28 protein-coding genes are annotated in these 26,954 nt (G+C 30.6%); 12 read left to right on the forward strand and 16 right to left on the reverse strand.

The annotated features are described in order from the left end of the window. Window positions 1–87 precede the first annotated feature (87 nt). Entirely contained in the window at window positions 88–1,068 is a 981-nt protein-coding gene (locus ACP15M_RS02825) for a hypothetical protein (RefSeq protein WP_425075654.1), read from the forward strand. On the opposite strand, the gene ACP15M_RS02830 is transcribed toward ACP15M_RS02825, so the two are convergent. After that, window positions 1,058–2,272, reverse strand: coding sequence for a glycosyltransferase (locus ACP15M_RS02830; RefSeq protein WP_425075655.1), 1,215 nt, complete (start codon window positions 2,270–2,272; stop codon window positions 1,058–1,060). The two genes, ACP15M_RS02825 and ACP15M_RS02830, sit on opposite strands and share 11 nt — an antisense overlap. A 114-nt stretch (window positions 2,273–2,386) precedes the next feature. Between ACP15M_RS02830 and ACP15M_RS02835 the strand changes: the two genes are divergently transcribed. The 5 genes from ACP15M_RS02835 to ACP15M_RS02855 are packed head-to-tail and all read left to right on the forward strand — an operon-like array spanning window position 2,387 to window position 7,640. Next, complete coding sequence (locus tag ACP15M_RS02835; protein WP_425075656.1) at window positions 2,387–3,493, forward strand: glycosyltransferase family 2 protein; 1,107 nt, start codon at window positions 2,387–2,389, stop codon at window positions 3,491–3,493. Between the two features lie 33 nt (window positions 3,494–3,526). Then, window positions 3,527–4,459, forward strand: coding sequence for a glycosyltransferase family 2 protein (locus tag ACP15M_RS02840; RefSeq protein WP_425075657.1), 933 nt, complete (start codon window positions 3,527–3,529; stop codon window positions 4,457–4,459). After that, window positions 4,440–5,147: a GNAT family N-acetyltransferase gene (locus ACP15M_RS02845; RefSeq protein ID WP_425075658.1), complete on the forward strand. Its 708-nt coding sequence runs from the start codon at window positions 4,440–4,442 to the stop codon at window positions 5,145–5,147. Before ACP15M_RS02840 ends, ACP15M_RS02845 begins: the two co-directional genes overlap by 20 nt. Beyond that, on the forward strand, window positions 5,147–6,277 hold the full coding sequence (gene rffA / locus ACP15M_RS02850; protein WP_425075659.1) for a dTDP-4-amino-4,6-dideoxygalactose transaminase: 1,131 nt from the start codon (window positions 5,147–5,149) through the stop codon (window positions 6,275–6,277). Before ACP15M_RS02845 ends, rffA begins: the two co-directional genes overlap by 1 nt. After that, a complete protein-coding gene (locus tag ACP15M_RS02855; protein ID WP_425075660.1) occupies window positions 6,258–7,640 on the forward strand; it encodes an ArnT family glycosyltransferase in 1,383 nt (460 codons plus the stop codon). The genes rffA and ACP15M_RS02855 overlap by 20 nt, the downstream gene beginning before the upstream one ends. 17 nt (window positions 7,641–7,657) lie before the next feature. On the opposite strand, the gene ACP15M_RS02860 is transcribed toward ACP15M_RS02855, so the two are convergent. After that, the gene (locus ACP15M_RS02860; RefSeq protein WP_425075661.1) at window positions 7,658–8,731 is read right to left on the reverse strand and encodes a DegT/DnrJ/EryC1/StrS family aminotransferase; all 1,074 of its coding nucleotides are present in this window, start codon (window positions 8,729–8,731) and stop codon (window positions 7,658–7,660) included. 220 nt (window positions 8,732–8,951) lie between these two features. On the opposite strand from ACP15M_RS02860, the gene ACP15M_RS02865 reads away from it, so the two are divergent. Beyond that, window positions 8,952–10,373: a CCA tRNA nucleotidyltransferase gene (locus ACP15M_RS02865; protein ID WP_425075662.1), complete on the forward strand. Its 1,422-nt coding sequence runs from the start codon at window positions 8,952–8,954 to the stop codon at window positions 10,371–10,373. Window positions 10,374–10,501: 128 nt separating this feature from the next. Here ACP15M_RS02865 and nadC read toward each other — a convergent pair whose 3' ends face one another. Beyond that, a complete protein-coding gene (gene nadC, locus ACP15M_RS02870; protein ID WP_425075663.1) occupies window positions 10,502–11,362 on the reverse strand; it encodes a carboxylating nicotinate-nucleotide diphosphorylase in 861 nt (286 codons plus the stop codon). Between the two features lie 101 nt (window positions 11,363–11,463). Between nadC and ACP15M_RS02875 the strand changes: the two genes are divergently transcribed. Beyond that, on the forward strand, window positions 11,464–11,901 hold the full coding sequence (locus ACP15M_RS02875; protein ID WP_425075664.1) for a hypothetical protein: 438 nt from the start codon (window positions 11,464–11,466) through the stop codon (window positions 11,899–11,901). 11 nt (window positions 11,902–11,912) lie between these two features. Continuing rightward, window positions 11,913–12,386, forward strand: coding sequence for a 23S rRNA (pseudouridine(1915)-N(3))-methyltransferase RlmH (gene rlmH / locus ACP15M_RS02880; RefSeq protein WP_425075665.1), 474 nt, complete (start codon window positions 11,913–11,915; stop codon window positions 12,384–12,386). Window positions 12,387–12,475: 89 nt separating this feature from the next. Here the strand turns inward: rlmH and hpf are convergent, their stop codons facing one another. From hpf to ACP15M_RS02925, 9 genes are all read right to left on the reverse strand, one after another. Further along, a complete protein-coding gene (gene hpf, locus ACP15M_RS02885) occupies window positions 12,476–12,775 on the reverse strand; it encodes a ribosome hibernation-promoting factor, HPF/YfiA family (protein ID WP_425075666.1) in 300 nt (99 codons plus the stop codon). 108 nt (window positions 12,776–12,883) lie between these two features. Next, window positions 12,884–14,527 (reverse strand): AMP-binding protein, encoded by a 1,644-nt coding sequence (locus ACP15M_RS02890; protein WP_425075667.1) that lies wholly within the window; start codon window positions 14,525–14,527, stop codon window positions 12,884–12,886. A 209-nt stretch (window positions 14,528–14,736) separates the two neighbouring features. Then, the gene (locus ACP15M_RS02895) at window positions 14,737–15,123 is read right to left on the reverse strand and encodes a hypothetical protein (RefSeq protein WP_425075668.1); all 387 of its coding nucleotides are present in this window, start codon (window positions 15,121–15,123) and stop codon (window positions 14,737–14,739) included. 11 nt (window positions 15,124–15,134) lie between these two features. Then, a complete protein-coding gene (locus ACP15M_RS02900) occupies window positions 15,135–15,554 on the reverse strand; it encodes a hypothetical protein (RefSeq protein ID WP_425075669.1) in 420 nt (139 codons plus the stop codon). 11 nt (window positions 15,555–15,565) lie between these two features. After that, entirely contained in the window at window positions 15,566–15,985 is a 420-nt protein-coding gene (locus ACP15M_RS02905; RefSeq protein ID WP_425075670.1) for a GreA/GreB family elongation factor, read from the reverse strand. A gap of 21 nt (window positions 15,986–16,006) precedes the next feature. After that, window positions 16,007–17,311, reverse strand: coding sequence for a Glu/Leu/Phe/Val family dehydrogenase (locus tag ACP15M_RS02910; RefSeq protein ID WP_425075671.1), 1,305 nt, complete (start codon window positions 17,309–17,311; stop codon window positions 16,007–16,009). Between the two features lie 259 nt (window positions 17,312–17,570). Next, window positions 17,571–17,750, reverse strand: coding sequence for a hypothetical protein (locus tag ACP15M_RS02915; RefSeq protein WP_425075672.1), 180 nt, complete (start codon window positions 17,748–17,750; stop codon window positions 17,571–17,573). Window positions 17,751–17,936: 186 nt separating this feature from the next. Beyond that, the gene (locus tag ACP15M_RS02920; RefSeq protein ID WP_425075673.1) at window positions 17,937–19,262 is read right to left on the reverse strand and encodes a sigma-54-dependent transcriptional regulator; all 1,326 of its coding nucleotides are present in this window, start codon (window positions 19,260–19,262) and stop codon (window positions 17,937–17,939) included. Between the two features lie 7 nt (window positions 19,263–19,269). Further along, entirely contained in the window at window positions 19,270–20,361 is a 1,092-nt protein-coding gene (locus tag ACP15M_RS02925) for a sensor histidine kinase (RefSeq protein WP_425075674.1), read from the reverse strand. Window positions 20,362–20,659: 298 nt separating this feature from the next. Between ACP15M_RS02925 and ACP15M_RS02930 the strand changes: the two genes are divergently transcribed. The 3 genes from ACP15M_RS02930 (at window position 20,660) to ACP15M_RS02940 (ending at window position 24,415) form a co-directional block, all read left to right on the forward strand. Continuing rightward, complete coding sequence (locus ACP15M_RS02930; RefSeq protein ID WP_425075675.1) at window positions 20,660–21,238, forward strand: non-canonical purine NTP diphosphatase; 579 nt, start codon at window positions 20,660–20,662, stop codon at window positions 21,236–21,238. 316 nt (window positions 21,239–21,554) lie between these two features. Beyond that, on the forward strand, window positions 21,555–23,387 hold the full coding sequence (locus tag ACP15M_RS02935) for a DEAD/DEAH box helicase (protein WP_425075676.1): 1,833 nt from the start codon (window positions 21,555–21,557) through the stop codon (window positions 23,385–23,387). Between the two features lie 242 nt (window positions 23,388–23,629). Then, window positions 23,630–24,415: a carboxypeptidase-like regulatory domain-containing protein gene (locus ACP15M_RS02940; protein WP_425075677.1), complete on the forward strand. Its 786-nt coding sequence runs from the start codon at window positions 23,630–23,632 to the stop codon at window positions 24,413–24,415. On the opposite strand, the gene ACP15M_RS02945 is transcribed toward ACP15M_RS02940, so the two are convergent. The 4 genes from ACP15M_RS02945 to ACP15M_RS02960 form a co-directional block, all read right to left on the reverse strand. Next, window positions 24,401–25,036 (reverse strand): hypothetical protein, encoded by a 636-nt coding sequence (locus ACP15M_RS02945; protein WP_425075678.1) that lies wholly within the window; start codon window positions 25,034–25,036, stop codon window positions 24,401–24,403. The genes ACP15M_RS02940 and ACP15M_RS02945 overlap by 15 nt on opposite strands. A 102-nt stretch (window positions 25,037–25,138) precedes the next feature. Beyond that, window positions 25,139–25,513 carry a VOC family protein gene (locus tag ACP15M_RS02950; RefSeq protein ID WP_425075679.1) on the reverse strand — a complete coding sequence of 125 codons (375 nt, stop codon included), beginning with the start codon at window positions 25,511–25,513 and terminating at the stop codon, window positions 25,139–25,141. 146 nt (window positions 25,514–25,659) lie between these two features. After that, entirely contained in the window at window positions 25,660–26,190 is a 531-nt protein-coding gene (locus tag ACP15M_RS02955; protein ID WP_425075680.1) for an SRPBCC family protein, read from the reverse strand. 37 nt (window positions 26,191–26,227) lie between these two features. After that, entirely contained in the window at window positions 26,228–26,884 is a 657-nt protein-coding gene (locus ACP15M_RS02960; RefSeq protein WP_425075681.1) for a TrmH family RNA methyltransferase, read from the reverse strand. Window positions 26,885–26,954: the final 70 nt, after the last annotated feature.

The raw sequence follows: 26,954 nt of genomic DNA on the forward strand, positions 1-26,954 counted from the left end.
AGTTCTGATTTTTTATACAATGTCATTAATAAATATCAAAAGTAATAAACTAGTCTCTAAGTTTTTGGATAATATAGTATTTTTGTCATGAATTTAAATAACTGTAAGTTGTCTAAAAAGATTTGTGTTATTAGTTTTGATCATTGGAATTACGATTATCATATCGTAGACACATTATCTACATTAGGTCATGAAAGTCACCATATTAAAATTGGTGATTACGATCATAAGAATCTTAAAGATAAAATTACTAATAGCTTAAGCAAAGTCTTTACTGGTAAAAACTTAAAAAAGATAAGACGTCAAGACTATATTTTAGAGCAGCTTGAAAAATTTGGTAAACAGGATAAAATTTTAGTGATTAATCCTGAAGTCATAGATTTAAAGTATCATCAACAAATTAAAACCTATTGTGACGAATATATCGCTTATTTGTATGATAGTGTTGATAGAAATCCTGTACAGCATCTATTAGATGGAGTTTTTGATACGATTTTCTCTTTTGATAAAGCCGATGTAAAAACCTATAATTTTAAAGACACAAGTAACTACAACTATTTAGAAAAAGAGCCTATTGTTAATGAAACAACATTTGATGCGGTTTATGTTGGTTCATTTGATTCGAGAGTTCCTACTCTACTTTCATTAATAGAGAAACTAAAGTCTTTACAGGTTCGAATTAACTGTAAAGTCATAGGAAAAAACAGCCAATTAGATCATTTGAAATCTGAGCATAATGATGTGATTGATTTTTCAAGAAATCGACTTTCTCAAGCTGAATTATTAGACATTTACAGAGATTCTAAAATTATTATTGATTTAATACGACCTGAGCAAACTGGCTTAAGTTTTAGATATTTTGAAGCACTTGCTCTTCAGAAAAAAATGATAACAAATAACTCTAATGTCAAAAACTATGCGTTTTATAATCCGAAAAACATTTATGTTTTAAATGAGGATAATTTTATAGGTCGTGACTTTTTTGAAACACCTTATGAACAATTAAATGATGATGTTTACAACCAATACACCTTAAATACTTGGGTTAAAAATGTGTTTAATTTATAGCATCTAAGATTGTCTTTTCAATACTTTTCAAAGAAAAAGGTTCTAGAATTTCTTTTGAATAATCACTTGCAGAATTCCATAAGTTTTCATCCATATACATTGTGATAACTTTTTCTGCTAATGTTTCTGCAGTATTAGCAATCATAGCTTCAGAATATTTTCCGAAGTTAAACCCTTCTGCACCAACATCTGTAGTAACTAACGGAAGGTTATACTCTAAGCTTTGACCTATTTTACCTTTAATTCCTGCACCATAACGAAGTGGTGCAAAAAACACTTTTGAAGAATTAAAATAGTTTGATACATCATCTACAAAACCAAGTATTTTAAAATTATCTGAATGCAATGCTTTCACTTCTTCTGTAGGATAACTACCAACTACATCTACAATAATTTCAGGATGCGATTTCCAGATAATTGGCATAATTTCTTCTCGTAAATAGAGAACTGCATCAATATTAGGTTTGTGTCTAAAATTACCTATAAATAATATGTTTGAACGCTTATCAAACTCTTTAAAGTCAGACGTTTTTTCATTAGGTTGATGTACGTTGCTTATGACTTTTATTTTGTTTTGATCGTCATAATGCTCTAAAACTTTTTGTTTGTCTTCTTCTGATATTGCAAAAATTATATCTGCTATTTTACAGCTTTCAATTTCAGATATTAAATTTCGTTCAGCTTCTTTTTTGGTATGCTCATTTTTGTTTTGTTCATACTCACGAAGCAACCTAACATAATGAAAATCACACATGTCATAAATGATTTTAGTCTCACTATTTGAAAACCTAATAAAGTTACTAAACCTCTTAAACACTTTAGGTCTATGAAGCCAAGCATAATCTAAGTTTGGTGAAATTAGTTTAATAAAACCTTCCTTAGTTAAAAGCTTCCCATTATGAATTTGAGGCTCATAAACAGTAACACCTAAATTTTTATAAAAATTAATGTATTCACTATTATACCTGTACAGTTTTTTATCTGCCAATAAAAAAACACCTATATCATTTTCAAGCAATAATTTTATAATTTCTGAAAGGCGTCTTGAACCAGAATCTTTATTAAACTCTGGTATAATTTCGTCAATCAACAAAACATTTACAGATTTAAAAACTAGATTATTCTCAGAAAACTGCACATTCTGCTTGAATAATTTTTTTTTAAGCTTCCAATTTCTATACCTTAACTTTAGTGCTTTGTACATTTTCTGTAATGAATTAATAATAGCAAAGATATACATATGAATAAAAACAGATAAAAAGCATATTGAATTAATTAAAATTTTAATTTTGAAAGCATAATCTGATAAAACTAAAACATGTCAACCCAAAGTTTAATATCTGTAATTGTTCCTTGTTACAACGTAGAGGAGTATTTAAACAAAGCTATAGAAAGCATTGTAGCTCAGACTTATACAAATTGGGAATGCATTTTAATAAATGATGGCAGTACAGACAGTACACAAAGTATTGCTGAAAAATGGGTTGCTAAAGACCAACGTATCAAATTAATTAATCAAAAAAACCAAGGCTTATCTGGAGCAAGAAACACAGGTTTAAAGAATGTCTCTGGTGAGTATATTTATTTCTTTGATTCTGATGATTTAATTGCTCCTGAAACATTAAGCAATCTTTATAGTTTAGTTGATGATGACATTGATATTGTTTTTGGCAAATGTGTCATAACTAATGGTCAAAATGATAATATTACTGGGTATTTAGATCATGACTTACCTCAACTAAAGAAACATTATAATGAGGATAATTTATTATTGGTAAAAGCTATTGAAGAACCATTAATATGTGTTGCCTGGAATAGATTATACAAAGCTGAATTTTTAGTTAAAAATGAGCTAATTTTTATGCAGGACCTTCTACATGAAGATGAATTATGGTTTTTTGAAACCTTATTTTATGCCAACGCCATTATTTTAAATGATACACCAACGTATTACTACAATGTTGCCAATGTGAATTCAATCAGTAGTAATTTCGGAAAGCGAAATTTAGAATCTTATTTAAACATTCTAAATCACATTAATTCAAATTACTACGAAAACAATAAGCTTAAAGGAAATAAAGAAGCTATTTCAATTTATTTGACACATTTAAAAATTAAAACACTAATCCATTGTTTTTACAAAACGCCTTCAGATATTCAGAAATCTATGAAAGCTTCAGTTAAAAACACATTTCAAAATATAAATCCGAAACGAATAAGTAAAGTTTTAAATACAGATTTAGAATGGAGACATTATTATTTTAAAGTGGTTAAATCTTTAGATATTGTGGATATTCTAAGCTTTTTGAGATACTATAAATCCAAAAGTATTGTTAGATCTTTCAAAAAGCAGAAAATACTACTTAAAGCGAAACTTAAAAACAAAAAACAAGATAGAGTTATTAATAAATCTTATATAAAATAATACCTTTGTATGAAGCTACTATAACTTTTTTTAATGAATATAAAGCCAGAGATATCTGTTGTAATTCCTGTTTACAAAGCGGAATCTATCTTACATGAACTCATAAAACAACTTAACGCAGCTTTAAGCTCTCTTAAAGTTAGTTATGAGATTGTTCTTGTTGATGATAGAAGTCCTGATGATTCATGGGCAAAGATGAAAGAGCTTTCAAGCAAACATGATGCTGTAAAAAGTTACAGATTAAGTAGAAATTTTGGTCAGCATCCAGCAATTATGGCTGGTTTAAATCAATCTAAAGGTAATTGGATAGTTGTAATGGATTGTGATTTACAGGACCAACCTCATGAAATTTTAAAATTATATAATAAAGCTCAAGAAGGATTTGAAGTTGTTCTTGCAAAGCGAACCGCAAGAAAAGACGTTTTTTTTAAGAGAATGTCTTCAAAACTATTTTATAAAGTCTTTAACTTTTTTGCTGGAGTAGACATCAATAATGAAATTGGAAATTTTGGAATTTACCAAAGAAAGGTCATTGATAGCTTGTTCAATCTTGGAGATGCCTTAGTCTTTTTTCCTTTATTTATCCAATGGGTTGGTTTCAAAAAAACAGAAATTAATGTTGATCATGCGTCTAGGCACGATGGCAAATCAAGTTATAATTTTATCACATTATTTAAACTAGCATTTAATACAATTATATCGTTTTCAGATAAACCATTACGACTGTTTTTAAATCTTGGCATTGTCATTTCTTTTGGTTCTTTTATAGGTGCTATTTACATTCTTTATAAAGCCTTAAATAATGAAATTGAGGTCATGGGATACAGTTCTATCTTTATAAGTATTTGCTTCTTCTCTGGTTTAATTATTAGTTTTTTAGGAATCATTGGTATATATTTAGGTAAGACTTTTAACCAGACTAAACACAGACCAATTTATATTATTGATGATAGCTACCATAAATAAATTAAATTGGGATAGTGACTTTTTCAAAATCAATGTTGGAGAACTAATAGTTGATGACTCTCACTCTATAGATGATTCGTGTTTACAAAATTTTGATCTTATCGTTGTTAAACAAAAAACAGATAATCAAATTCACTTAAAAAACTTCAACACACCTTTTGAAGAAACTAAATTTGTATTCACAAAGAAATTCACTTCAGATTTTATATTGCATAATTCAACTCTTGAAATTTTAAATACTGATGAATACCCAATAGATGCTCATCTTTTATTTGATTTGGCTTTTGAAAGCGGAAAGTATAGTCGATTTAAATTAGACAATCACTTTCCTGATAGCAGTTTTAAAGCTTTATATCAATTATGGGTTTTAAATAGTATCAATAAACAATTTGCAGATAAAGTATATTATATAAAACATACTGATAATTCTATTATTGGTTTTGTAACTTTAAGAGTACATAAAAATCATGCTTCTATTGGATTAATAGCTATTTCGGATAGGTTTCAAGGACAAGGAATTGGTAAACAATTACTTCAAAAAGTAGAAACCTATTGTTATTCAAATCAAATTAATGAGTTACAAATTCCTACGCAGAAAAAAAATACAATAGCTTGCTGTTTTTACAAAAAAAACGGATATTCAATACTTGAAGAGACAATTATAAAACATTACTGGAAAAACAACTAATGATACCATTTAACAAACCGTTTTTAACAGGAAAAGAAACCCAATATATTGAAGAAGCTGTTGCAAGTGGCAAGATTTCTGGTAATGGAATGTTTACCAAACGTTGCCAAACTTTTTTTGAAGACTCCTATGGTTTTAAAAAATGTTTACTAACAACTTCGTGTACTGATGCACTTGAAATGTGTGCCATTTTGTCTGACATAAGACCAGGTGATGAAGTTATCATTCCGAGTTACACCTTTGTATCTACTGCTCTAGCATTTGTTAGACAAGGCGCAAAAATTGTATTTGCAGATTCATATAATGACAACCCAAATATTGATCACCATACAGTTGAAGCACTAATTACCAAGCAAACCAAAGCCATAGTAGTTGTACATTATGCTGGCATTGCTTGTGAAATGGATTCAATTATGACTCTTGCAGAAAAATATAATCTTTTAGTAATTGAAGATGCAGCTCAAGCTATAGATTCTTATTACAAAGGGAAACCGTTAGGAACCATCGGACATATGTCTACTTTTTCATTTCATGAAACCAAAAACATCATTGCAGGCGAAGGTGGTATGTTGGGTATTAATGATGATAAATATGTTGAAAGAGCTGAAATTATCTGGGAAAAAGGAACCAATCGTTCTCAGTTTTTTAGAGGAGAAATTAATAAATATGGTTGGATAGATACTGGCTCTTCTTTTCTTCCTTCTGAAGTTATTGCTGCCTTTTTATGGGCTCAATTAGAGAATCTACAAAACATTCAAACCAAACGAAAATTAATTTGGAATAGGTATTACAATGAATTCAAAACTGCCAATTTAAAACATTTTAACTTACCAATAGTGCCTAAATATGGTTCACAAAATGGACATTTATTCTATTTAGTGTCAACCAAACCAGAATATAGAGATGGTTTTATTAAACATCTAAAAACGGAAGACATTCACGCTGTATTTCATTATTTATCTCTACACGCAAGTGATTATTATTATGAAAAACACGATCATAGAGTTTTACCAAACTCTGATAATTTTACAGATTGCTTGATAAGGCTTCCGCTGTTTTTTGAATTATCAGACAACAATCTTAAACACATTATAAAAACGATTATCGCTTATGATAAAAATATGGCCTAATATAAAACTCTACTCAGGAGTACTTCTTGTTTTTATTGGTTTAATGATTTATAGGATATTTAAATACACCTTTGCATCATACGATTGTGGTTATTATTTAAGTGTTGCAAGAGACATGTATAATGGCAATACTTTTTTTACTGACATTGCTGTATCTTATAATCCATTAGGTATTTTAATATTAGGATTTCCATATTTTTTTACAGATAGTACGACCTACTCAATGCATGTTTTTGTGAATTTGTTATTTATAACACTTGGAGGTTTTATGTTGTTTCTTATTTTAAGACGTTTAAAAACAGCTGTCCAAACGGCTTTGTTTTTTAGTCTTTTATACATTGCCATAACAATTAATTATGATGGAAATGTCATCATGTTAGAGCCTTATTCTGTGTTGTTTCAATTAATTGCTTTGTTTTTCTTTTTAAATGTTTTAGACGAAAAGAAAGTATTTAGTTCCTTATTCTTTTCTGGTATTTATATTAGTCTTGCTTTTCTTAGCAAACAATTTGGGTTGTTTTTATTGCTTCCAACTGGCATGTATTTATTGTTAAAACAAACAGCTCTAATAAAAAGAATATCCATATATGCTTTGGGTGTTATCACTCCATTACTTCTATTATTCCTATTCTATATGTCAAAAGGAGTAGATATAATACAATACATTAGTTTTATATTAGGAAAAGGTGTATCACTTGATTATGGAAATGGTACAGGCTTAGTAGACACTGTAAATACTACAGGTATCGTTAATTTTATTATTGCTACTTTTTTTTTAATTCTTATTCCTTTTTATTTAAAAAAATCTGAACTAAAAAAAAGTGAAATATTCTTCTTTATTTTATTACCAATTTCATCATTAAGTGTTTTAATTTTCGCAAACTATAATCACTATTTTCAGTATGTAACTCCATATATCATTATTCTTTTTATAGTTGCTTTAAATACCTCTCAACAAAAATTGAAACCAATCATTAATCAATTAGTGTTTATTGTATCTGTTGGAATGGTTGTGTTTTTAAGTTTAAAAACACTCAAATTACAAAAGCGTAACTCTAAATATTTAATGAAAGGATTGGCAATCGTAGAACAAGAAATTCCTAAAGAATCTAATGTGTTTTTGAGTCGAATATCGCCTGCATTTTATTACTTACTTGACTTCAATTCTATTAATCTCAATCAAATTGGCTACACATTTCCAGAGTATTTTAAACCTGAAACTATTTTAAATAGTTTATCAACTGGAGACTACCTCGTATTGACTCAAAGTTACTATGAAAAATACAAACAATTTAGTAATCAGTTTAGTCAGAAAAAAGTTGAATTTACAGATGAAGATATTTATATTTTCATTAAAAAATAATAAGCTTTACAACTATTTTACAGATTTGCTTTAACAATTTTAATGATTCTACTCACATCTTCTTTGGCTAAATCATAATAAAGCGGTAAACATAAAATACGCTTAGCTATAGACTCTGAAACAGGCATTGGTTCTCCTTTAAGATATTCAATCGTATTTAACGACGGATAAAAATAACGTCTAGGGAAAATTTGTTGACTATTTAAAGCAGTTTTTACCTTTTCTAATTGCGATTCAGATTCAAAAACTAGAGGAAAATACGCATAGTTATATTCTGAATTCTCTAATATCTTCTGAAATTGTAACTTCCCATTATCTAGTGCATTAAAATACATTTTATAGAGTGATTCTCTTTGCTCCTTAATTTTTTCAAAATAAGGAAAAACCGCTAATCCCATTGCTGCTTGTAGCTCACTCATTTTAGCATTTAGTCCTAATCCTTTAAATTTTTCAGGCCCATCATGACCAAAATTATGATGACTATATAAGGTCTCGTGTAGTTCATCATTATTTGCAAACAATGCGCCTCCTTCTCCTGTATGAAAAATTTTGGTTGCATGAAAACTACAAGTGCTCACATCACCAAATTCAAAAATAGATTTGCCTTTATAACTCACTCCAAAAGTATGTGCGGCATCATAAATAACTTTTAAATTGTATTTATCAGCTATGCTTTGAATGGCTTCCACGTTACAAGGGTTTCCAAACACATGAGTAGCTATAATTGCTGAAGTTTTTTCGGTAATCTTAGCCTCAATCTCTAATGGGTTAATATTAAAACTATCTGCTTCAATATCAGCAAAAACAGGAGTACACGATTCCCAAACAATACTCGAAGCTGTAGCAATATAACTAAATGGTGTTGTAATTATTTCACCTTTAAGCTGTAATGCTTTAATTGCTATCTGTAATGGCAAAGTACCATTGGTAGTTGCTATTATATTGGTAATATTAAACTTGTCCTTAATCTTTTGCTCTAACTCTTTAACTAAAACACCTCTATTTGTTAGCCAAGCTCTATCCCAAGACCTTTTTAAAATGGCATTATACTCTGATTGATTTGGGAGAAAAGATTTAGTTACGTTAATCATTAAGATGGTTTGAGTTATTAAAATGTGAAACAAATATAGATTGTTTCACTGTGTTGCACAATTATATTAAAAAACAACAGCTTGCAAAATAACAATAATGCTTTAAATATATAGAATGTGAGTGCAAATTTATATCTCGACATTTTAATAGAAGTCAACGATGTTGTAGATTTGCCTACTAAAACAAAATTTTTCAATCTAAGTATTTGAGGTTTTAATAATGAATTATAAAGCGGCTTTACATAACCCAATTTTTAAAATTATAGCTAACGCTTCAAAAGCGCTAGACCTTGAATCGTATGTAATTGGTGGCTTTGTTCGGGATTATATTCTCGATAGAGGTTTACATAAAGATATAGATATTGTTGCTATTGGTAGCGGAATTTCTCTTGCTAAACAAGTTGCAAAAAACTTACCTAACAAACCAAAAGTTCAAGTATTTAAAACTTACGGAACAGCAATGCTTCCTTATGAAGATATGGACATTGAATTTGTTGGAGCTCGAAAAGAAAGTTACAATGAAAATAGTAGAAATCCTGTGGTTGAAAATGGCACTTTAGAAGATGATCAAAATCGAAGGGATTTTACTATAAATGCATTGGCTTTAAATTTAAGTGAAGCTAATTTTGGTGAGTTGTTAGATCCGTTTGGAGGTATTGAAGATTTAAAACAAAAAATCATTAGAACACCTCTCGATCCTGACATTACTTATAGTGACGATCCGTTGCGAATGATGAGAGCGATTCGTTTCGCAACACAACTTGGCTTTACAATTGAAACCAAATCACTTGAGGCTATTTCAAGAAACAAAGACCGAATTAAAATCATTACTAAAGAACGTATTGTTGTTGAACTCAATAAAATTCTTGAAAGCAATGTGCCTTCTGTTGGATTTTTATTGCTTGAAAAAACAGGTTTACTTAAATATATCTTGCCAGAACTAACCGCTTTAAAAGGGATTGATGAAATTGAAGGTCAGCGACACAAGGATAATTTTTACCACACGCTTGAAGTTGTAGACAACATTGCAAAGCATACAGATAATCTGTGGTTGCGTTGGGCTGCACTACTTCATGATATTGGAAAAGCGCCTACAAAAAAGTTTAGTAAAAAAGTAGGATGGACCTTTCATGCGCACGAATTTGAAGGTGCTAAAATGGTATATCAATTATTTAAACGATTAAAAATGCCATTGAATGATAAAATGAAATTTGTTCAAAAAATGGTATTTATGAGTTCGCGACCAATAGTACTTGCTCAAGACATCGTTACCGATTCTGCAGTTCGTAGATTAGTTTTTGATGCTGGAGATTATGTTGAGGATTTAATGACACTTTGTGAAGCAGATATCACGACAAAAAACCCGAGGAAATTTCAAAAATATCACAACAATTTTAAGATTGTTCGTCAGAAAATAGTAGAAGTCGAAGCACGTGATCAAGTACGAAATTTTCAACCACCTATTTCTGGTGAAGATATTATGAAAACCTTTAACATCAAACCATCAAGAGCAATTGGTCAAATTAAAGAAGCCATAAAAGAAGCCATTCTTGAAGGCGATATTCCTAATGAATATGAAGCTGCATACAAATTGATGCTAGAAGAAGGAAAACGTTTGGGATTGGTGATAAGTGATAAGTGATAAGTGATAAGTGATAAGTGATAAGATATATTTTTTTTAACTAATATCTATTACCTTTTCCTTTATACTTTATACTTTATGTCTTTTCTACACCTTTTCCCTTATGCCTTATGTCTTACGACTTTATTTTACTCAACCGCTTTTAAACTTAAATCTTTATTGTAAACTGAATGCGTTAAAGCTCCTGAAGAAATATAATCTACACCACATTCTGCATATTTTCTAACTGTTTTTTCATTGATTCCTCCTGAAGATTCTGTCAGACATTGATCTCCAATTAAAGCAACAGCTTTTCTGGTATTATCATAATTAAAGTTATCTATCAAAATACGATATACACCTCCTTCGTCAAGAATCTCTTTGATTTCATCAAGGTTTCGTGCTTCTACAATAATCTTTAAATCACGATTCGTTTCTTTTAGATATTGCTTGGTCTTACTTATAGCTTTCGATACACTTCCTGCAAAATCAATGTGATTATCTTTTAACATAATCATATCATACAAGGCAAACCGATGATTCTCTCCTCCTCCAATTTTTACAGCCCATTTTTCAAGCGCTCTAATACCTGGTGTTGTTTTTCGAGTATCTAAAATTTTAGTTCCTGTGCCTTCCAATAAATCAACAAATGTCTTGGTCTTAGTTGCAATTGCACTCATGCGTTGCATGGCATTTAAAACTAAACGTTCCGCTTTTAAAATCGACTGCGAAGCGCCTTCAACATAAAACACAATATCTCCATATTTCACAGGACTTCCGTCTTCAATCAAAGTTTCAACAGTCATGTCCTTATCGACATAAGCAAAAACTTGTTTAGCAAATTCAACTCCAGCAATGATGCCTTCATCTTTAACAAGAAGCTTAGCTTTTCCTTTAGCTGTTTTAGGAATACAAGCCAAAGAACTGTGATCACCATCACCAACATCTTCTCGTATAGCATTAGCAATTATTAAATCTATTTCTGTATTGAATTGTGCTTTAGAAATCATATCATCAAATTTAATGTAAAAGTAATAATTGATTTTTTAATTTATACGAAGAAATGTTACAAGATGAATTTTAATTCGTCGAGTAAGAAATTAACTTTAATATGATTTTAATTAATACATTTCATACCTATATAAAAAGCAAAAAACACTTTCTCATATTCACATGGTTAACACGAATTTTATTATTTATAGGGTTTTTACCTTCTGGATTAAAAAAAATCTTAGGTCAGCGTTTTACGCAAATAAGTTTAGAAAACCCTATTGGTTTCTTTTTTGAAGCGCTTTACCAAACTGGGTTCTACTGGAATTTTCTTGGACTTGTACAATTGCTGGCTGGACTATTATTGCTCATTCCAAAAACCTCATTTTTTGGAGCGCTTTTATATTTTCCTATAATAATTAATATTTTTGTTATAGTTACAGCTATGAGTTTTACTGGAACACCTTATGTTGCAGGATTAATGTTACTCGCGAACGTTTATTTACTCTTTTGGGATTATACTAAACTTAAATCACTTGTTTCTATTATTTTTGAATAATTAAATACATCATGACCATAAAACTCCTTGCCATTGGCAAAACTGATAATAAAGAATTACAATCGCTTATTGCTGATTATCAAAAGCGTTTAGGGTTTTATGTGAAATTTGAATTTGAAATTATTCCAGATTTAAAAAAGGCGAAACATCTAAGCGAAGCACAACAAAAACAAAAAGAAGGTGAACTTATTTTAAATAAGCTCAATTCGTCTGATGTGATGATTTTATTAGACGAAAATGGCAAACAGCTTGATTCTGTGGCATTTTCAAATTATCTTCAAAAACATATGAATTCTGGTATTAAGCAATTGGTGTTTGTTATTGGTGGACCTTATGGATTTTCACCAGAAATCTATCAAAAAGCAATGGGAAAACTGTCTTTATCTAAAATGACTTTTTCACACCAAATGATTCGATTATTTATGATTGAACAATTGTATCGTGGCTTTACCATTTTACGAAATGAACCATATCATCATCGCTAATAAACTAATTTTTTAAAAACCTGTTAGAATGAAAAAGCCTTATAAACACATAAATAGTTTATAAGGCTTTATTATAAATAAACACAAGTTTAATGTGTTTTAAATACTTCTTTTCGTTTTTTTAGCTGTCGCTCTAAATCTTTAATTGTCTCTCTTACTGCTACTTCATATTGTGCTTCATCAGATGTAGCAAATATGCGAGGACCAGGTAAACTTAATTCTATATCGCAAATCTTTCCTTTAGTATGGTTGTTTTCATCCTGTTTGAATCTAATTGTAGCTCCAATTAAAAATTCATATCTGTTAAATAATTTTGCTAGTTTTTCTTCTGTAAAAGCATTTAAGGTTTCGCTTACATCAACATTGGCATATCTAAAATTTAAAGTCATAATCCGTCTTGTTTTTAGGTTAATTTCATTGTTTAAAATTAAAAAAAATTAAACATTTTTTTAATGATAAAAGTCATAAAGAATTGATAAAGTTTAACCATAGATTACTTATTCAAAAATCACTTTTTCTGAAGTAGAAAACCAAGTTGAATAAAACTCTTGATGAATTTTTTCAATACTGTTTCGTTTTACTTTCATGCTAGGTGTTGTTAAGCCATTAGCAACATTCCAATCTTCTTTCATAACGACCACTTTTTCAAGTCGTTCATGTTTTTCAAGAGTAGGATTAATAGTATGAATACTACTCTGTAAAGAGTTAGATAACTCCTGTTTAGATTTTGCCTTTCCCAGTTCAGATAAAGTGACTAATGCTATAGGCTGAGGAATACCTGTTCCGACAATACAAATCTGTTCAATGTCTGTATTTGAAGTCATAAGCAATTCTATATGAGAAGGCGAAATGTACTTTCCCTTATCGGTTTTAAACTGGTCTTTAACACGACCAACAATACTTAAAAATCCGTCATGATCAAATTCTCCCATATCACCAGTTTTTAAATACCCTTCGTCATCAAAAACTTCAGCTGTTAATTCTAGAGCTTTGTAATAACCTTTCATCAAACAATTGTTTTTAATACAAATTTCGCCTTCAGAAGTTAATTTGGCTTTTACATTATCAAATGTTTTTCCAACAGTACCAATTTTATTAGCTCCAGGTTTATTAAAATGAGAGACACAACAATCTTCAGTCATACCATAACCTTGATATATGGTAATTCCTAATTTAGAATACCATTGTACAATTTCTGAAGCAATTGGAGCTGCAGCTGAAGCAATAAATACAGCATCACGCAAACCAAGTTTTTGTTGTAATTTCTTTTTAATGATGCTATTTATTATTGGAATACTTAATAAAATGTTGAGTTTTTTCTGCGGAAGTGATTCCAGTATTTTCTCTCTAAATTTGGTCCATATTCTAGGTACAGCAAAAAACAAATTAGGTTGAACTGCCTCTAAATCTTTAGCAAAGGTTTCAAGAGATTCTACAAAAGTTATGTTTCCTCCTAACACCATTCCTGCGTTATTTAATAATCGTTCTGCCACATGAGCTAAAGGCAAGTATGAAAACAATTTGGGTTTATCAACTAAGGTGAATTCACGAACCAATGTAGAAGATGATTCCATAAAATTACTTCCAGAATGCATTACTCCTTTAGGGTTTCCTGTTGTACCAGATGTATAAATAATCGTGTGCAAGGCATCTGGATCTGAATTATGGAGTTGATTTAAAGGTTGTGTGTCGTTTATTATAGCTTCCCATAATTTACCTTCATCTTCACCATACAATCCAATGCTAATTCTTGGCATGTCTGGAACACCAGCCTTTTGAGCTGAAAAATCATCAAGTTTTCCAATTATGATAGCCTTAGATTCGCTATGCACTAAAATTTGATTCATCGACTTACTATTGAGTGTTGGATAAATAGGAATAGACACATAACCAGCCATCATGATGGCTAAGTCTGACATAATCCAATGCGCACAATTTTTTGAAAGTAAAGCTATATGACTTCCATCTGGTAAACTTAAAGACTTCAAATAAGCTGCCACTTTCCGAGCTTCTTGTCCTACTTCTTGATAAGTGTAAGTTAGCTTATTTCTGTTAATAGGCTGATTTAAAAAGATGTGATTTGGAGATTTCGCTTCCCAGTATAAAAAAGCCTCTAAAGGTGAGTTGAATTCTGACATCATTTAAGGTTAGAAGTTGTTTTAAAGATACATAAAGTATTTTAGAAATGCATATGCAATCATTAAAACTCAAGTATTTACTTAGGCTAACCACAAAGTCAACCACCTTTGTGGTTAGTAATACACAACATTCATGATAACACTAACTAGACTGCTATTAACCAATTTGCTACCAATCAAAATCGTGCGCCTATGTAAATTTAACTCTTTTATTAACGCTTAAATCTTCTTAACTGTGTAAAAATCAAAACCTTAAACTCCTGTTGCTCTTTTAATAAGAGTAAGTAATTCTGCTGTCTTTGTACATGTATTTTTAATCTCAGAGTATTATACTCAACTTTTCCATATTCATATTCTGTTTTGAGTTCTTGTTCATATTTACACAATGAAGCTATCATTAAAACTGTTTTTCGTTGTAACGCTTTAATTTTTTTCGAAACTAAATCATTTTTAACAATCTGATTATCAATAATTTTAAAATGATTCAAATCTTCACTAAAACCTTCCAACGACTGCAACCAAAGTTCAAGTTCCCTTAGATCTTTAAGAATACACAATCTCCTATGAGTATCAATTTTATGGACTGTATTTGTACTCAAATGAACTATTATTAACTAATTTTCAAGAGCGTAAATTGCCCTTGAACTTTATTAAAAAACTCATCCTTTAATCGTCTATATTTATCTAAATGATATAAATAACTTCTTCTATAGCTTTCATGTTCAGTAATATAAACCATATCACATTGTGTATCTTCACATTCAACTATATCAACTCTTGAGTTAGAATACTTCAAAAGCGCACTCAACAATGCTTCGTTTTCACTTTCTTTTTTTTGAAAACGTTCAATAACACTATTGTCTTTCAATTTACTATTCAATTCTTTATCACAGACACCTATTAAATTAACAAGTTCTTTTTTTATGTATTTTAGATGATTGATCCAATTTTCTAATTCCATCGTATTGATTTTGTGTGTTAAATCAACATCTGTATCGTGATTAAAAATTTTAGTATTCAAAGTTGTCATAATCCTTAATTTTAAATTGTTATATCTATTCCGTTGTAGGATCCTTCCTGTTCAACTTTAGAAATATGGATTTTTTGTATTCCGTTAGGAAAATTCCATAAAATAATATCATCTTCTGAGTATCCTATTAAAGCCGAACCCATGGGTGTTAATACCGATATTTTTTTTGTATTGATATCTCTATCTGTAGGAATTACCACTTGAACTGTTTCTTTTATTCCATTATCGAAAGTAATAGTTACCTTGCTATTAAACCTAATAATATCATAAGGCATTTCATCATCATCGACTATTTGAGCTGTTCTTAGCTCTTCTAACAATCTAGCTAAGCACTTTTGTGTTTCATGATTTTCAGCATAACCAGATATATTAAGTATGCGTTTTAAATAAACATACTCTTTCTTTTCTAATATTAAACTTCCGTACTTCATCCTTTAATTATTTAAATTATTTCAAGGAAATATCCCTCTTTGTACATAAGCTTTCTCTATTCGTTGAATCGCAATACAATAAGCAGCAGTTCTCATATCCATTGCTTCTCGCTCTGAATACTCATATACTTTATTAAAAGATTCTTTAAGTTTCTTATCTAGTTTAGACATAACCTCATCTAATTGCCACAATTCGCCATTTCTATTTTGAAGCCATTCAAAGTAACTACCTACCACTCCTCCTGAATTACACAGAATATCTGGAATGATTGTAATACCTCTGTCTAAAAGAATTTTTTCTCCATCAACATTTGTAGGTCCATTAGCTCCTTCAGCAATAAGTTTGGCTTTAATTTTTGATGCATTTTCTTTTGTAATTTGATTACCTAATGCAGCTGGAATACATATATCACAATTTAGTGCGAAAAATTTATTCTTTAGAACAGGATTTGCATTTGGAAAATTAACAATACTACCATCATTAACTTGACTATAATTAAACAAATCTTCAACTCCTATCCCTTTTTGATTCTGAATGCTTCCATAAGCATCTTGAACACCAACTAATTTAGCACCATCTTTTTCTAAAAAATAAGCTGCCCAATAGCCAACATTACCAAAACCTTGTACAATAAACTTTTTACCTTTTAGGCTTTTTTTGTTTTTTTCAGCCCAAAACTTAATTGATAAATACACACCATAACCTGTTGACCTATCTCGTCCTTCTAAGCCTCCACTTCCTGCAGGTTTTCCAGTAACAACGTGCTGATTTGCTGTTCGCTCTGCTGGTGGACGCGTGCTCATGTATGTATCTGCCATCCAAGCCATAGTCTGGCTATTGGTATTAACATCTGGTGCAGGTATATCATGTTCTGGACCAATGTTATCTGCTAATGCAAATGTGAATCTCCTTGTAATACGTTCTAACTCTTCTTGTGAATATTTTGAAGGATCTAGTTTAATACCACCTTTTCCTCCTCCATAAGGCAATCCTGCTAGTGAGGTTTTCCAGGTCATCCACATCGCTAAAGCCCTTGCTGCATCAATATCTACTGTTGGATGATATCTTAAACCTCCTTTGTAAGGCCCTAAAGCATTGTTATGCTGCACTCTATATCCTGTAAATACTTCTACTTCTCCGTTATCCATTTTTACCGGAAAATTGACAATAATCTCATTGTTTGTAATACTAAGTATTTTTTTAATGTTTGGATGCAACTGTATTTGATCTGCAGCGTTTTCAAACTGCATCATAACATTATTCATCATGCCTTTAACTGGTATTTTCTTAGTGTCTTTTTCTATTTCTGCTGTTAATGTTGCCATCTTTTAGATTTTTAAAGATTTGTATTTGTTTAACTTACTGTTAGTATTGACATTACTTTTTTGTAAAACATTGTATCTTTTTTCAAGTATTATCAATCGTTATAAATTCATTTATTTAAAATAACGGTTTGTTATACTTCGTTCTTGATACTTCTCGATGATATATCTATTTCTTAAAGATTGTCTTTTCTTTGTAGAACTCTTATTTGTAGCTATTGCTGATATTATTGCATTAAAAATCATAACCTTATTTTTTAAATTATTGAACTAATTCTAATACGCTTCCTTTTTTCTGTCCTAGTAGTTCATTTTTTTTTAAAACCTTATTAGTTAAAATGATTTCATCAAATTCACTACAAGACCATACCTTATCCTTTTGCGTTGTTAGCACACAAGTTTTACGATGTTCACAACTAGGACAAATGTTAATATGATTCATAATTAAAACTTATTATTGTTATCTACACATTACAAAGCAATGCCTGTGCCAATACAATTTAAAAACTGAAGAAAACAAACAAAACCCTTATAAACAAAGAGGTATAGGTAAGGTCACTAAGTTTTATCAAAAATTAGTAATGATACATTTTTACCCAATTGAGTAAAAACGTATCAGTATAAATGGTTATTCAGAAAGTTTATTGCGTAATGTTTTACGGTCTATTTGAAGAATTTTAGCCGCTTTAGTTTTATTATTACATGTTGCTCTTAGTACTTTTTCAATGTATTGCTTTTCAATAACTTTGAGTGGGACTAATTCTTCTGAAGAAAAGTTTAGTACATATTTTAAATAATCTGGTAAATGCTCTATATCAACTATTTTATCACACATAATTACAGCACGTTGTATGATGTTCTCCAACTCTCTAATATTTCCAGGCCAATTATAACGTTCTAATACAGTTAAAGCTTCTGGTGATATTTGAATAAATCGATCTTTATATTCTACTCCATATTTAAAAAGAAATTTATCAACTAATAAGGCAATATCATCTTTTCGTTCTCTCAATGGAGCTATTTCAATCTCTACAACTGTTAATCGGTAAAACAAATCTTCTCTAAATATTTGTTTTTGTATCATATCTCTTAAATCACTATTTGTAGCAGCTATGATACGTACATCAATTTTTTCTGCTTTAGCTGAACCAACACGAACCACTTCTTTTTCCTGAAGTACACGCAATAATCTTGATTGAACAGTTAACGAAGCATTACCTATTTCATCTAAAAAAATAGTGCCACCATTTGCAGCTTGAAAAAAACCTCCTCTATTAGTTTCTGCTCCTGTAAAAGCACCTTTCATGTATCCAAATAATTCAGCTTCTAATAAATTTTCTGGTATAGCACCACAATTAACAGCAACAAATGGTGCTCTAGAAAACTTACCTTGATAGTGAATCGCACGAGCTACCAATTCTTTTCCTGTACCACTTTCTCCTTTTATAAAAACAGTAGCCTTATTATCCTTTACTCTCTCAATAACTTGAATGACTTCATTTATTTTTTCAGAATTTCCGATAATTTCGCCATAGGCTTGCTTTTTTTCAGAAGAATTTTTAGAATGAACTAATTTAGCACTAGAAGCACTCAAAGATTTATCTAATGCTGTTTTTAGCTCAACCTTTGTAAAGGGTTTAGTTAAATAATCAACAACACCAGATTTGATTGCAGCTAGTGAACCTTGAACTGAAGGATATCCAGTAACCACTAATTTTGGTAATTTAGGATAGTGCTCTGATACAAATTTTATAAGTTCAAAACCATTAACTTCTGGCATTTTTAAATCAGTAATCAATAAATCTATTTTAGTGTCTCTCAAAATTGAGACTGCTTCTTTAACTGAAATAGCTTTAAAAACATGATAATTCCATGATTGTAGATGACGTTGTAAAAGCTCTAAGATATTAACATCATCATCAACAATAAGTATATTTTCTTTAAGTAATTGCATACTAAAATTAGTTTTTAGGTAATCTTATGGTAAAGATAGCTCCTTTTTCTATGCCATTTTTAGCAGTTATAGTTCCCTTATGCGATGCAACTATACCATGCACCACACTAAGCCCTAAACCTAATCCATCACCTGTTGGCTTTGTTGTAAAAAAAGGTTGAAATATCTTTTCTAAATCATTTTTCTTAAACCCTAAACCTTCATCAGATATTTTAAGAACAATCTCTTTATCAGTTTTAAATGCTTCAATCGTTAATAATCCTCTTTTTGGCGTAAAATAAATGGCATTACTCAATAAGTTAAAAATAATCTGTGTAAGTTGTATTGGATCAGCTTTTAACCAAAGTGATTCTTCTTCAATTTTAATAATATATCTTACTTGTTCCTTTTTAAAGGTTGCATCTAACAACTTAATTGCATTTTTTATATGAGCAACAAGGTTGATACGTTTCATTTTTTGTGGAATTTCACAAGCAAAAAACATAAGTTTTTTAACAACTTCTCTAGAAAAAATAGTATTATCTATAATCTTATCTAAATCTTTAACAGCTCTTTTATTGGTTTCTAAATCGCTTTTTAACAATTCTGCAAAACCTAATATATTTGCTAATGGTGTATTAAGTTCGTGAGCAATACCTGCTGTTATTTCACCTAAAATGCTTAAACGATCTGCTCGCTCCATTTGTCTCTTAAGAGATATTTCGTTTTTTTGAATTTCTAAGCGTTCTAATAGACTACCAACTTTAAGTGCCACATTATTTAATAGTAATTGCTCTTCTTTTAAAAAATTAATTTCTTTTATTTTAGTAGTCTTTAAATGGGCAACAATTCGTCCCTGAACTTTATTGAAAATTTTTATATCTGAATATATAGTTAAGTCGTCTTCTACAAATTTGTTTGTATAAATTGAAACATCCTTGCTGCGAATAGTAATATCAGTTTTTTTTGGATGCTGAAATGATTTTTTTAGGCAAAAGGCAATGGCTTCAAGAGTATTCTCTATAATTTTAGAATCTGCATTTTCAATTATTGATGATACTTCATAAAGACAAGTTAACTCTTTAATACGCTCTTTTAAAGCAGCTTCAATATTATTCATTTAGTTAATTAGTATTAATAATTGTGACTTTGGCTTTTATTACTCTTTAGAAAATAGCAAATTGCACTATAAAACTTATAATTACTAAAAGTACAATTTCAAAATTTGATATACTAAGTGTTATAAACAAATAACAATCCAAAACTCCAAAACAAATATAACCTGCTATAAATAAGCTATTTTTAATTATGTGCTATTTTTAAAACTGGGTAACTTTTACTCTATCGAGTAGAATATACTCAATAAAATTATTTATAAAATAATTAATAGTAAATTTAGTCTCAAAAAACTCTAGCTTTTGCAACTCGTTTTCGCTACAAACAATTTAAACAAACTCAAAGAAGTACAAGCTTTAATTCCTAAGCATATTCACCTTTTAAGCTTAAAGGATATTGGCTGTTTTGAAGATGTTCCTGAAACACAATCGACCATTGAAGGTAATGCCATTCAAAAAACAGAATATATAAAAGCCAACTATGGTTACGATTGCTTTGCTGATGATACAGGTTTAGAAGTGGAAGTCTTAAATGGTGAACCTGGTGTTTTTAGTGCTCGATATGCTGGCGAACATCGAGATTCTAACGACAATATGAACTTATTACTTAAAAACCTCAAAGACAAACCCAATAGAAATGCACAGTTTAAAACGGTTATTGCTTTACATTTAAATGACAAGTTAAAAACCTTTACAGGCCTTTGTAAAGGAGAAATCACCAAAACTAAACAAGGTGATCAAGGATTTGGTTATGATCCAATTTTTAAAGCTGAAGGTTACGACCAAACATTTGCCGAAATCTCTTTGGAAGAAAAAAATAGCATTGGTCATCGAGGGAAAGCTGTAAGGTTATTGGTTGATTTTTTGTCTTCTTTGCGTTAACGATAGAACGGTTTGTTTGAAATCCTTTTTGCTGTTCTAGCAAAAAGATTGAGTAGTGATAGCGTGTTAAAACGCCCAAAAATTGAATATCCAAATAATAGTCTATCTTTGCAGCTTGAAAAAATAAATAGTGAGGCCTTGTATCAAGTACAAGGTTAGTTCAACTCATAATTTTGATTTTGCAAAAAGCTTTTCAAAATTTTGTTTCACTAAATTCCTCAGCGTGAGGATGTGTTACCTAGAAGTTTAAGTGTTTAGTATGTCGATTCGCTTCTTTTGTAACACCAAAGAACATAATCGAATACACAAAAAACGAATGAGCACATTCCAAGAACTTGGTCTTAATGAAGACCTATTAGCTGCTATTAACGATTTAGGCTTTAAAAATCCTAGTGACGTTCAAGAAAAAGCAATCCCAATTTTATTAGAAGAAGACTCAGATCTTGTCGCTTTAGCACAAACAGGAACTGGTAAAACTGCAGCATTTGGGTTTCCGATGCTACAAAAAATTAATGTCGACAGTCGTACAACTCAAGGACTTATTCTCTCTCCTACTCGTGAACTTTGTTTGCAAATTACCAACGAGTTAAAACTTTACGGAAAGCATTGTAAAGGCCTTAACGTCACTGCCATTTATGGTGGAGCAAGTATTACTGATCAAGCGAGATCTGTTAAACGTGGTGCACAAATTATTGTGGCTACTCCTGGTCGTATGAAGGATATGATTAGCAGAAATATGGTAGACATTTCTAAGATTGAATATTCGGTTTTAGATGAAGCCGACGAGATGCTAAACATGGGATTTTATGAAGATATCACAGATATTTTATCGCATACTCCAAAAGATAAAAGCACATGGTTGTTTTCGGCTACAATGCCTAAAGAAGTTGCTAGAATTGCCAAAGATTTTATGCATGATCCTATTGAAATTACTGTAGGAAATAAAAATGAAAGCACGAGTCAAGTATCACACGAATATTACTTAGTCAATGCTAGAGATCGTTACCAAGCGCTTAAACGTTTAGCAGATGCTAATCCAGATATTTTTTCAGTAATTTTTTGTCGTACCAAACGCGATACCCAAAAAGTGGCTGAAAACTTAATTGAAGATGGTTATAGTGCTGGATCTTTACATGGTGATTTAAGTCAGAATCAGCGTGATTTGGTAATGAAATCCTTCAGAAACAAGCAAATTCAGATGCTTGTTGCTACAGATGTTGCTGCTCGTGGTATTGATGTTGATGATATTACTCATGTGATTAATTACCAATTACCAGATGAAATTGAAACCTATACGCATCGCTCTGGTCGTACAGGTCGTGCAGGAAAAACTGGTGTCTCTATGGTAATTGTTTCAAAAAGTGAAGTGCGTAAGATTAAAAGTATTGAACGTATCATCAAGAAACAATTTGAGAAAAAAGAGATTCCTAATGGTATGGAAATTTGCGAAGTGCAATTAATGTCGCTCGCAAACAAAATTCATAATACCGAAGTCAATCACGAGATTGACAAATACTTAGATAGCATTAACGAGTTATTTGCAGATACAGATAAAGATGAGTTAATCAAGAAATTCTTTTCAGTAGAATTTACACGTTTCTTTAATTACTATCAGAAAGCAAAAGATCTTAATGTTAGTGATTCTTCTCGTGGAAGTGATAATGGTCGAGATTATGGAGGAAGCAAAAATGAAACACGATATTTCATTAATGTAGGTCGTAAAGATGGTTACGATTGGATGAAGCTGAAAGATTTCTTAAAAGAAGTTTTAGAGTTAGGTCGTGACGATGTTTTTAAAGTTGATGTAAAAGATAGCTTTTCTTTCTTTAATACTGAAAAAGCAACTGAAGAAAAAGTGCTTGCATTTTTTACCGATTTTAAACATAACGGACGATTTGTTAATGTTGAAGTGAGTACAGATCGAGGTGGTGGACGAAATCGTGGTGGACGCTCAGGCGGAAGACGACGAGATGGAGGCGGAAGACGCAGACGTGATGATAAACCACGAAGTGACAGACGTTCTTCTGGAAGACGTAGCGATCGAAGAAGTTCTGGCAATTCTGAAAATTCTGGAAACCGAAAAGACAGACGCAGTTCTGTAAGTAAATCAATATCAGACAGACCAAGACGTTCTAGACGACGTGATTAGTGTGAAGTGTGAAGTGTGAAGTGTGAAGTGTGAAGTGTGAAGTGTGAAGTGTGAAGTGTGAAGTGTGAAGTAAGTTATAAAAATTAAATTACACTAAATACTAAACACTTTGTACTTATTATTAAACACTTATTACGTTTTAATATTGAAATTAAACCAATACGTTAATATTTAGTCAAATTATGAGGTATTCAACTCGTATTTTACTTTTGTTTACTACTTTTATATCGTAATTTTAATACATGAAACACCTACACTTAATTATTCTTCTATTATTTTCATCAGTTATTGGTTTTGCTCAAGACCCAACATCTGTTAAAGGAACTGTAATTGATGTATCTACTGATTTACCAATAGATCGCGTAAATATTGTGAATTTAAATCAGGTGATTGGAACGTCAACCAATGACGAAGGTGTTTTTGAGATTAGTGCTAAAGTTAACGATACACTTCACTTTTCGTATTTAGGTTATAAATCTATTAAAGTTCGAGTTACAAACGACTGGCTCAAGTTTGGTAATACTAAAATTGGTATGACCGAATTAGCTCTGGCACTTGAAGAAGTGGTTGTGAAACAATTAAAACTAACTGGATATTTAGCTGTCGATATTAAACAAGTTCCTATTAAGTCTAACTATAGGTATAGCATTTCTGGATTATCAAATAAAGGTTATGAAGCTGGAAGTCGAAGACCAAATGCTGTAAATAAAGTATTAGGTGCTATTTTTAATCCTGCAGATTTCTTGCACAATATGTTTGGAAAAAAACCAAATGAGTTACGCAAACTCAAAAAAATGAAGCAAGATGATGAGATAAGAAATAATTTAGCATCACGCTTTGATAGAGAAATGCTCTTAGTCTTATTACAAGTCGATAAATATGATTTAGACGAAATTATAAATCAGTGTAACTACTCCAAAGATTTTATTGAAACTGCAAACGATCTTCAAGTACTAGATGCCATTAGCGAATGCTACGAAGAATATAAAGTATTAAGTAGAAACAACAAGAAATCAGGTCGTTTTTAAAGTATTGTTTTCTTGAAACCGCTTACAGGTTCTAGTAAAATAAAATAGCCAAGTCGTTATTCCAATAAACTTAGTGCCATCTTCAGCTAGTTTAGTAATATAAGGTGACACATCTCGTATAAAATTATCAATAAACATAGAGAGTCCAAACCATCCTAAAGCAAGTGTAAATAATATAAAATCAGTCGTTAGAATAAGTTTATAATATCTAAAAAGATAAAATATCATTAACATTCCGTAGCCTAAAAACACCACTTTTTGATGAATTCCTAAAGAAGGAAGTACGTCTTCATGAAGCATAAACGCATCATCAATACCAAGAAAAATTGTAATACATACTGAAGCAATAATAAAGCTTTTATGCGCTTTATCATTTATAAATGTAAGACTATACAAGCAAATTGCAGCAGTTGCTGACCACAAAAAAAGACCTATTTGTGATAATATGCCTGCGTAAATGGGAAGTTCTCCTAAGACTGCAATATCATTTGTTAAAACTTCTATTGACACCTCTTCATAGAAGTGTATTCCTAATAATAGCCCTAATATTATTAGCGAAACAATAAAAATTGGTATTAATGATGAGTACAGTGATTTAAATTGGTTGATTAATTCACTCACTTTAATAAAATAACTAATTGAAAGTAATATATTAATACAATACAGATAAGCAAACTATATCACTTAAAGTACCAACTTATCAGATTAATAGTCACTAAACCCTTATTGTCTAGAGTGTAAGGCAACTCTATTCCCTTCAGAATCTATAAAAACAGCCATATAACCATGTTCTGGCGAGATTTGTGTTTTAGGTTGGTATAGTTTTCCTCCAGCTGCTTCAATACGATCTAACTCATTTTGTACATCTTCAGAAACAAAATACACTAAAGTTCCTTCTTGACTTGGTACATAAGTATCCTGCTTTATTAACGTACCTGTGGCTCCTGGTTTAGATTCATCAAAAGGAAACCAACCCATTAACATACCTCCAAAATCATGTATTGCAATCTCTACTTTAAAAACCGTTTCATAAAACGTTTTTGCTCGATCCATATCATGCACTGGAATTTCAAACCAGCCTACCATATTTTGTTCCATGTGTTTAATTATTATTTAGTTTCTATAAACTTTTATCATTTCTAAAGCGCAAAGAAATCTTATCGTTATGAGATTCCTCCTCGTTCGGAATGATAAACCGAATATTATTCTTTTATTGAAAATTATGAACTAAAAATCTGTAGTAACTATTTAGATTCTAAAATATCTTTTAAACTTGTCAAACCTTCTTCAAAATCTTTTCCTACATGTTTATCGACATTGTAAAGCATCATAAAGATATTTGCTGGCACTTTATTTATACCCGAAAATCCCCAAGTTACTTTTGTTTTTCCTTCACCAGCATCTTCAACTTTTGTCAAGGCATCTGATTCAGATTTCCAAGGTTTAAAAAAACGCAATCTCGCTTCTACTCTATCATTTTCAACAATATTTGTAATTTCTTGTTCGCCTAATCCTACATCTTTATTCCCATCCCATTTAGCAATAAAACCAACTTCACCATCAGTTCCAATAAATTCCTGTTTCATATTTGGATCTCTCTTCTTCCATGGCGACCAATAATCTTGATTTTTAATATGTTTCAAATAGTTAAAAACATCTGGAAGTGGCTTATCAATCACAATATTTCGTTCAACTTGATACTGCTTTGGAGCTATAAGTGCCAATACTATTAGAAGTAAAACGATGGCTCCTAAAACATAAAATACAATGGTCATAATTTAATGTGTTAGTTAGTATCACTAAGTTACAAAATTATTGGGTTTGATAAAAACGTTCAATAATCTCATCATAGCTCTTAATTGTTTTTTTACACCAATCTAATCGCTTTTCTAGTTGCTCAGCTTCAGAGAGTTGCCATTTTACATCAGACTGTTTCAATTTTGTTGTTACATGTTGTAAGATAATTGCTGCTGATACAGAAATATTGAGACTTTCAGTAAAACCAACCATAGGAATTTTTAAAAAGCAGTCGGCTGCATCAATAACATCTTGAGATAAACCTTCTGTTTCCCTTCCGAAGAAAAAACAAGACTTTTTAGTGACGTCAAAATCTTGAAGTAATGCATCATTTTCATGAGGTGTTGTGGCTACAACTTGATAGCCTTTTTGTTTTAAATCTGAAATGGCTTCTTTCACAGAATGGTAACGATTTAAATCTACCCATTTTTGAGCTCCCATTGCAATTTCACGATCTATTCGTTTGCTGTTCTGTTCTTCTACAATATTGACTTCCTGAATGCCAAACACATCACAACTTCGTATCACAGCACTTGTATTGTGCAATTGAAAGACATCTTCGGTAGCGACAGTAAAATGCTTTGTACGTTGAGAAAGAACTTCTAAAAACCGCTCTTTACGATGTTCTGTAAGATACGTTTCTAAATGTTCAAGAAGTTTTAAATCTACCATGAGTTAAAATTACAAATGTCATTGCGAGAAACAAAGTGAAGCAACAATCTTTTTAGATTTCTCGACTAAG

Source organism: Psychroserpens sp. S379A (assembly GCF_049800755.1).
In the GTDB taxonomy this organism is placed as follows: domain Bacteria; phylum Bacteroidota; class Bacteroidia; order Flavobacteriales; family Flavobacteriaceae; genus Psychroserpens.

Bases quoted from the DNA above. Each gene is read 5' to 3' on its own strand.
- ACP15M_RS02890 (WP_425075667.1), bottom strand. From the start codon at position 14,527: ATGATGTCAGAATTCAACTCACCTTTAGAGGCTTTTTTATACTGGGAA.
- ACP15M_RS02855 (WP_425075660.1), top strand. From the start codon at position 6,258: ATGATAAAAATATGGCCTAATATAAAACTCTACTCAGGAGTACTTCTT.
- ACP15M_RS02875 (WP_425075664.1), top strand. From the start codon at position 11,464: ATGATTTTAATTAATACATTTCATACCTATATAAAAAGCAAAAAACAC.
- ACP15M_RS02925 (WP_425075674.1), bottom strand. From the start codon at position 20,361: ATGAATAATATTGAAGCTGCTTTAAAAGAGCGTATTAAAGAGTTAACT.
- ACP15M_RS02920 (WP_425075673.1), bottom strand. From the start codon at position 19,262: ATGCAATTACTTAAAGAAAATATACTTATTGTTGATGATGATGTTAAT.
- ACP15M_RS02825 (WP_425075654.1), top strand. From the start codon at position 88: ATGAATTTAAATAACTGTAAGTTGTCTAAAAAGATTTGTGTTATTAGT.
- ACP15M_RS02845 (WP_425075658.1), top strand. From the start codon at position 4,440: ATGATAGCTACCATAAATAAATTAAATTGGGATAGTGACTTTTTCAAA.
- ACP15M_RS02960 (WP_425075681.1), bottom strand. From the start codon at position 26,884: ATGGTAGATTTAAAACTTCTTGAACATTTAGAAACGTATCTTACAGAA.
- nadC (WP_425075663.1), bottom strand. From the start codon at position 11,362: ATGATTTCTAAAGCACAATTCAATACAGAAATAGATTTAATAATTGCT.
- ACP15M_RS02865 (WP_425075662.1), top strand. From the start codon at position 8,952: ATGAATTATAAAGCGGCTTTACATAACCCAATTTTTAAAATTATAGCT.
- rlmH (WP_425075665.1), top strand. From the start codon at position 11,913: ATGACCATAAAACTCCTTGCCATTGGCAAAACTGATAATAAAGAATTA.
- ACP15M_RS02910 (WP_425075671.1), bottom strand. From the start codon at position 17,311: ATGGCAACATTAACAGCAGAAATAGAAAAAGACACTAAGAAAATACCA.
- ACP15M_RS02840 (WP_425075657.1), top strand. From the start codon at position 3,527: ATGAATATAAAGCCAGAGATATCTGTTGTAATTCCTGTTTACAAAGCG.
- ACP15M_RS02860 (WP_425075661.1), bottom strand. From the start codon at position 8,731: ATGATTAACGTAACTAAATCTTTTCTCCCAAATCAATCAGAGTATAAT.
- ACP15M_RS02900 (WP_425075669.1), bottom strand. From the start codon at position 15,554: ATGACAACTTTGAATACTAAAATTTTTAATCACGATACAGATGTTGAT.
- ACP15M_RS02905 (WP_425075670.1), bottom strand. From the start codon at position 15,985: ATGAAGTACGGAAGTTTAATATTAGAAAAGAAAGAGTATGTTTATTTA.
- ACP15M_RS02830 (WP_425075655.1), bottom strand. From the start codon at position 2,272: ATGTACAAAGCACTAAAGTTAAGGTATAGAAATTGGAAGCTTAAAAAA.
- ACP15M_RS02935 (WP_425075676.1), top strand. From the start codon at position 21,555: ATGAGCACATTCCAAGAACTTGGTCTTAATGAAGACCTATTAGCTGCT.
- ACP15M_RS02835 (WP_425075656.1), top strand. From the start codon at position 2,387: ATGTCAACCCAAAGTTTAATATCTGTAATTGTTCCTTGTTACAACGTA.
- ACP15M_RS02950 (WP_425075679.1), bottom strand. From the start codon at position 25,513: ATGGAACAAAATATGGTAGGCTGGTTTGAAATTCCAGTGCATGATATG.
- hpf (WP_425075666.1), bottom strand. From the start codon at position 12,775: ATGACTTTAAATTTTAGATATGCCAATGTTGATGTAAGCGAAACCTTA.
- rffA (WP_425075659.1), top strand. From the start codon at position 5,147: ATGATACCATTTAACAAACCGTTTTTAACAGGAAAAGAAACCCAATAT.
- ACP15M_RS02940 (WP_425075677.1), top strand. From the start codon at position 23,630: ATGAAACACCTACACTTAATTATTCTTCTATTATTTTCATCAGTTATT.
- ACP15M_RS02915 (WP_425075672.1), bottom strand. From the start codon at position 17,750: ATGAATCATATTAACATTTGTCCTAGTTGTGAACATCGTAAAACTTGT.
- ACP15M_RS02955 (WP_425075680.1), bottom strand. From the start codon at position 26,190: ATGACCATTGTATTTTATGTTTTAGGAGCCATCGTTTTACTTCTAATA.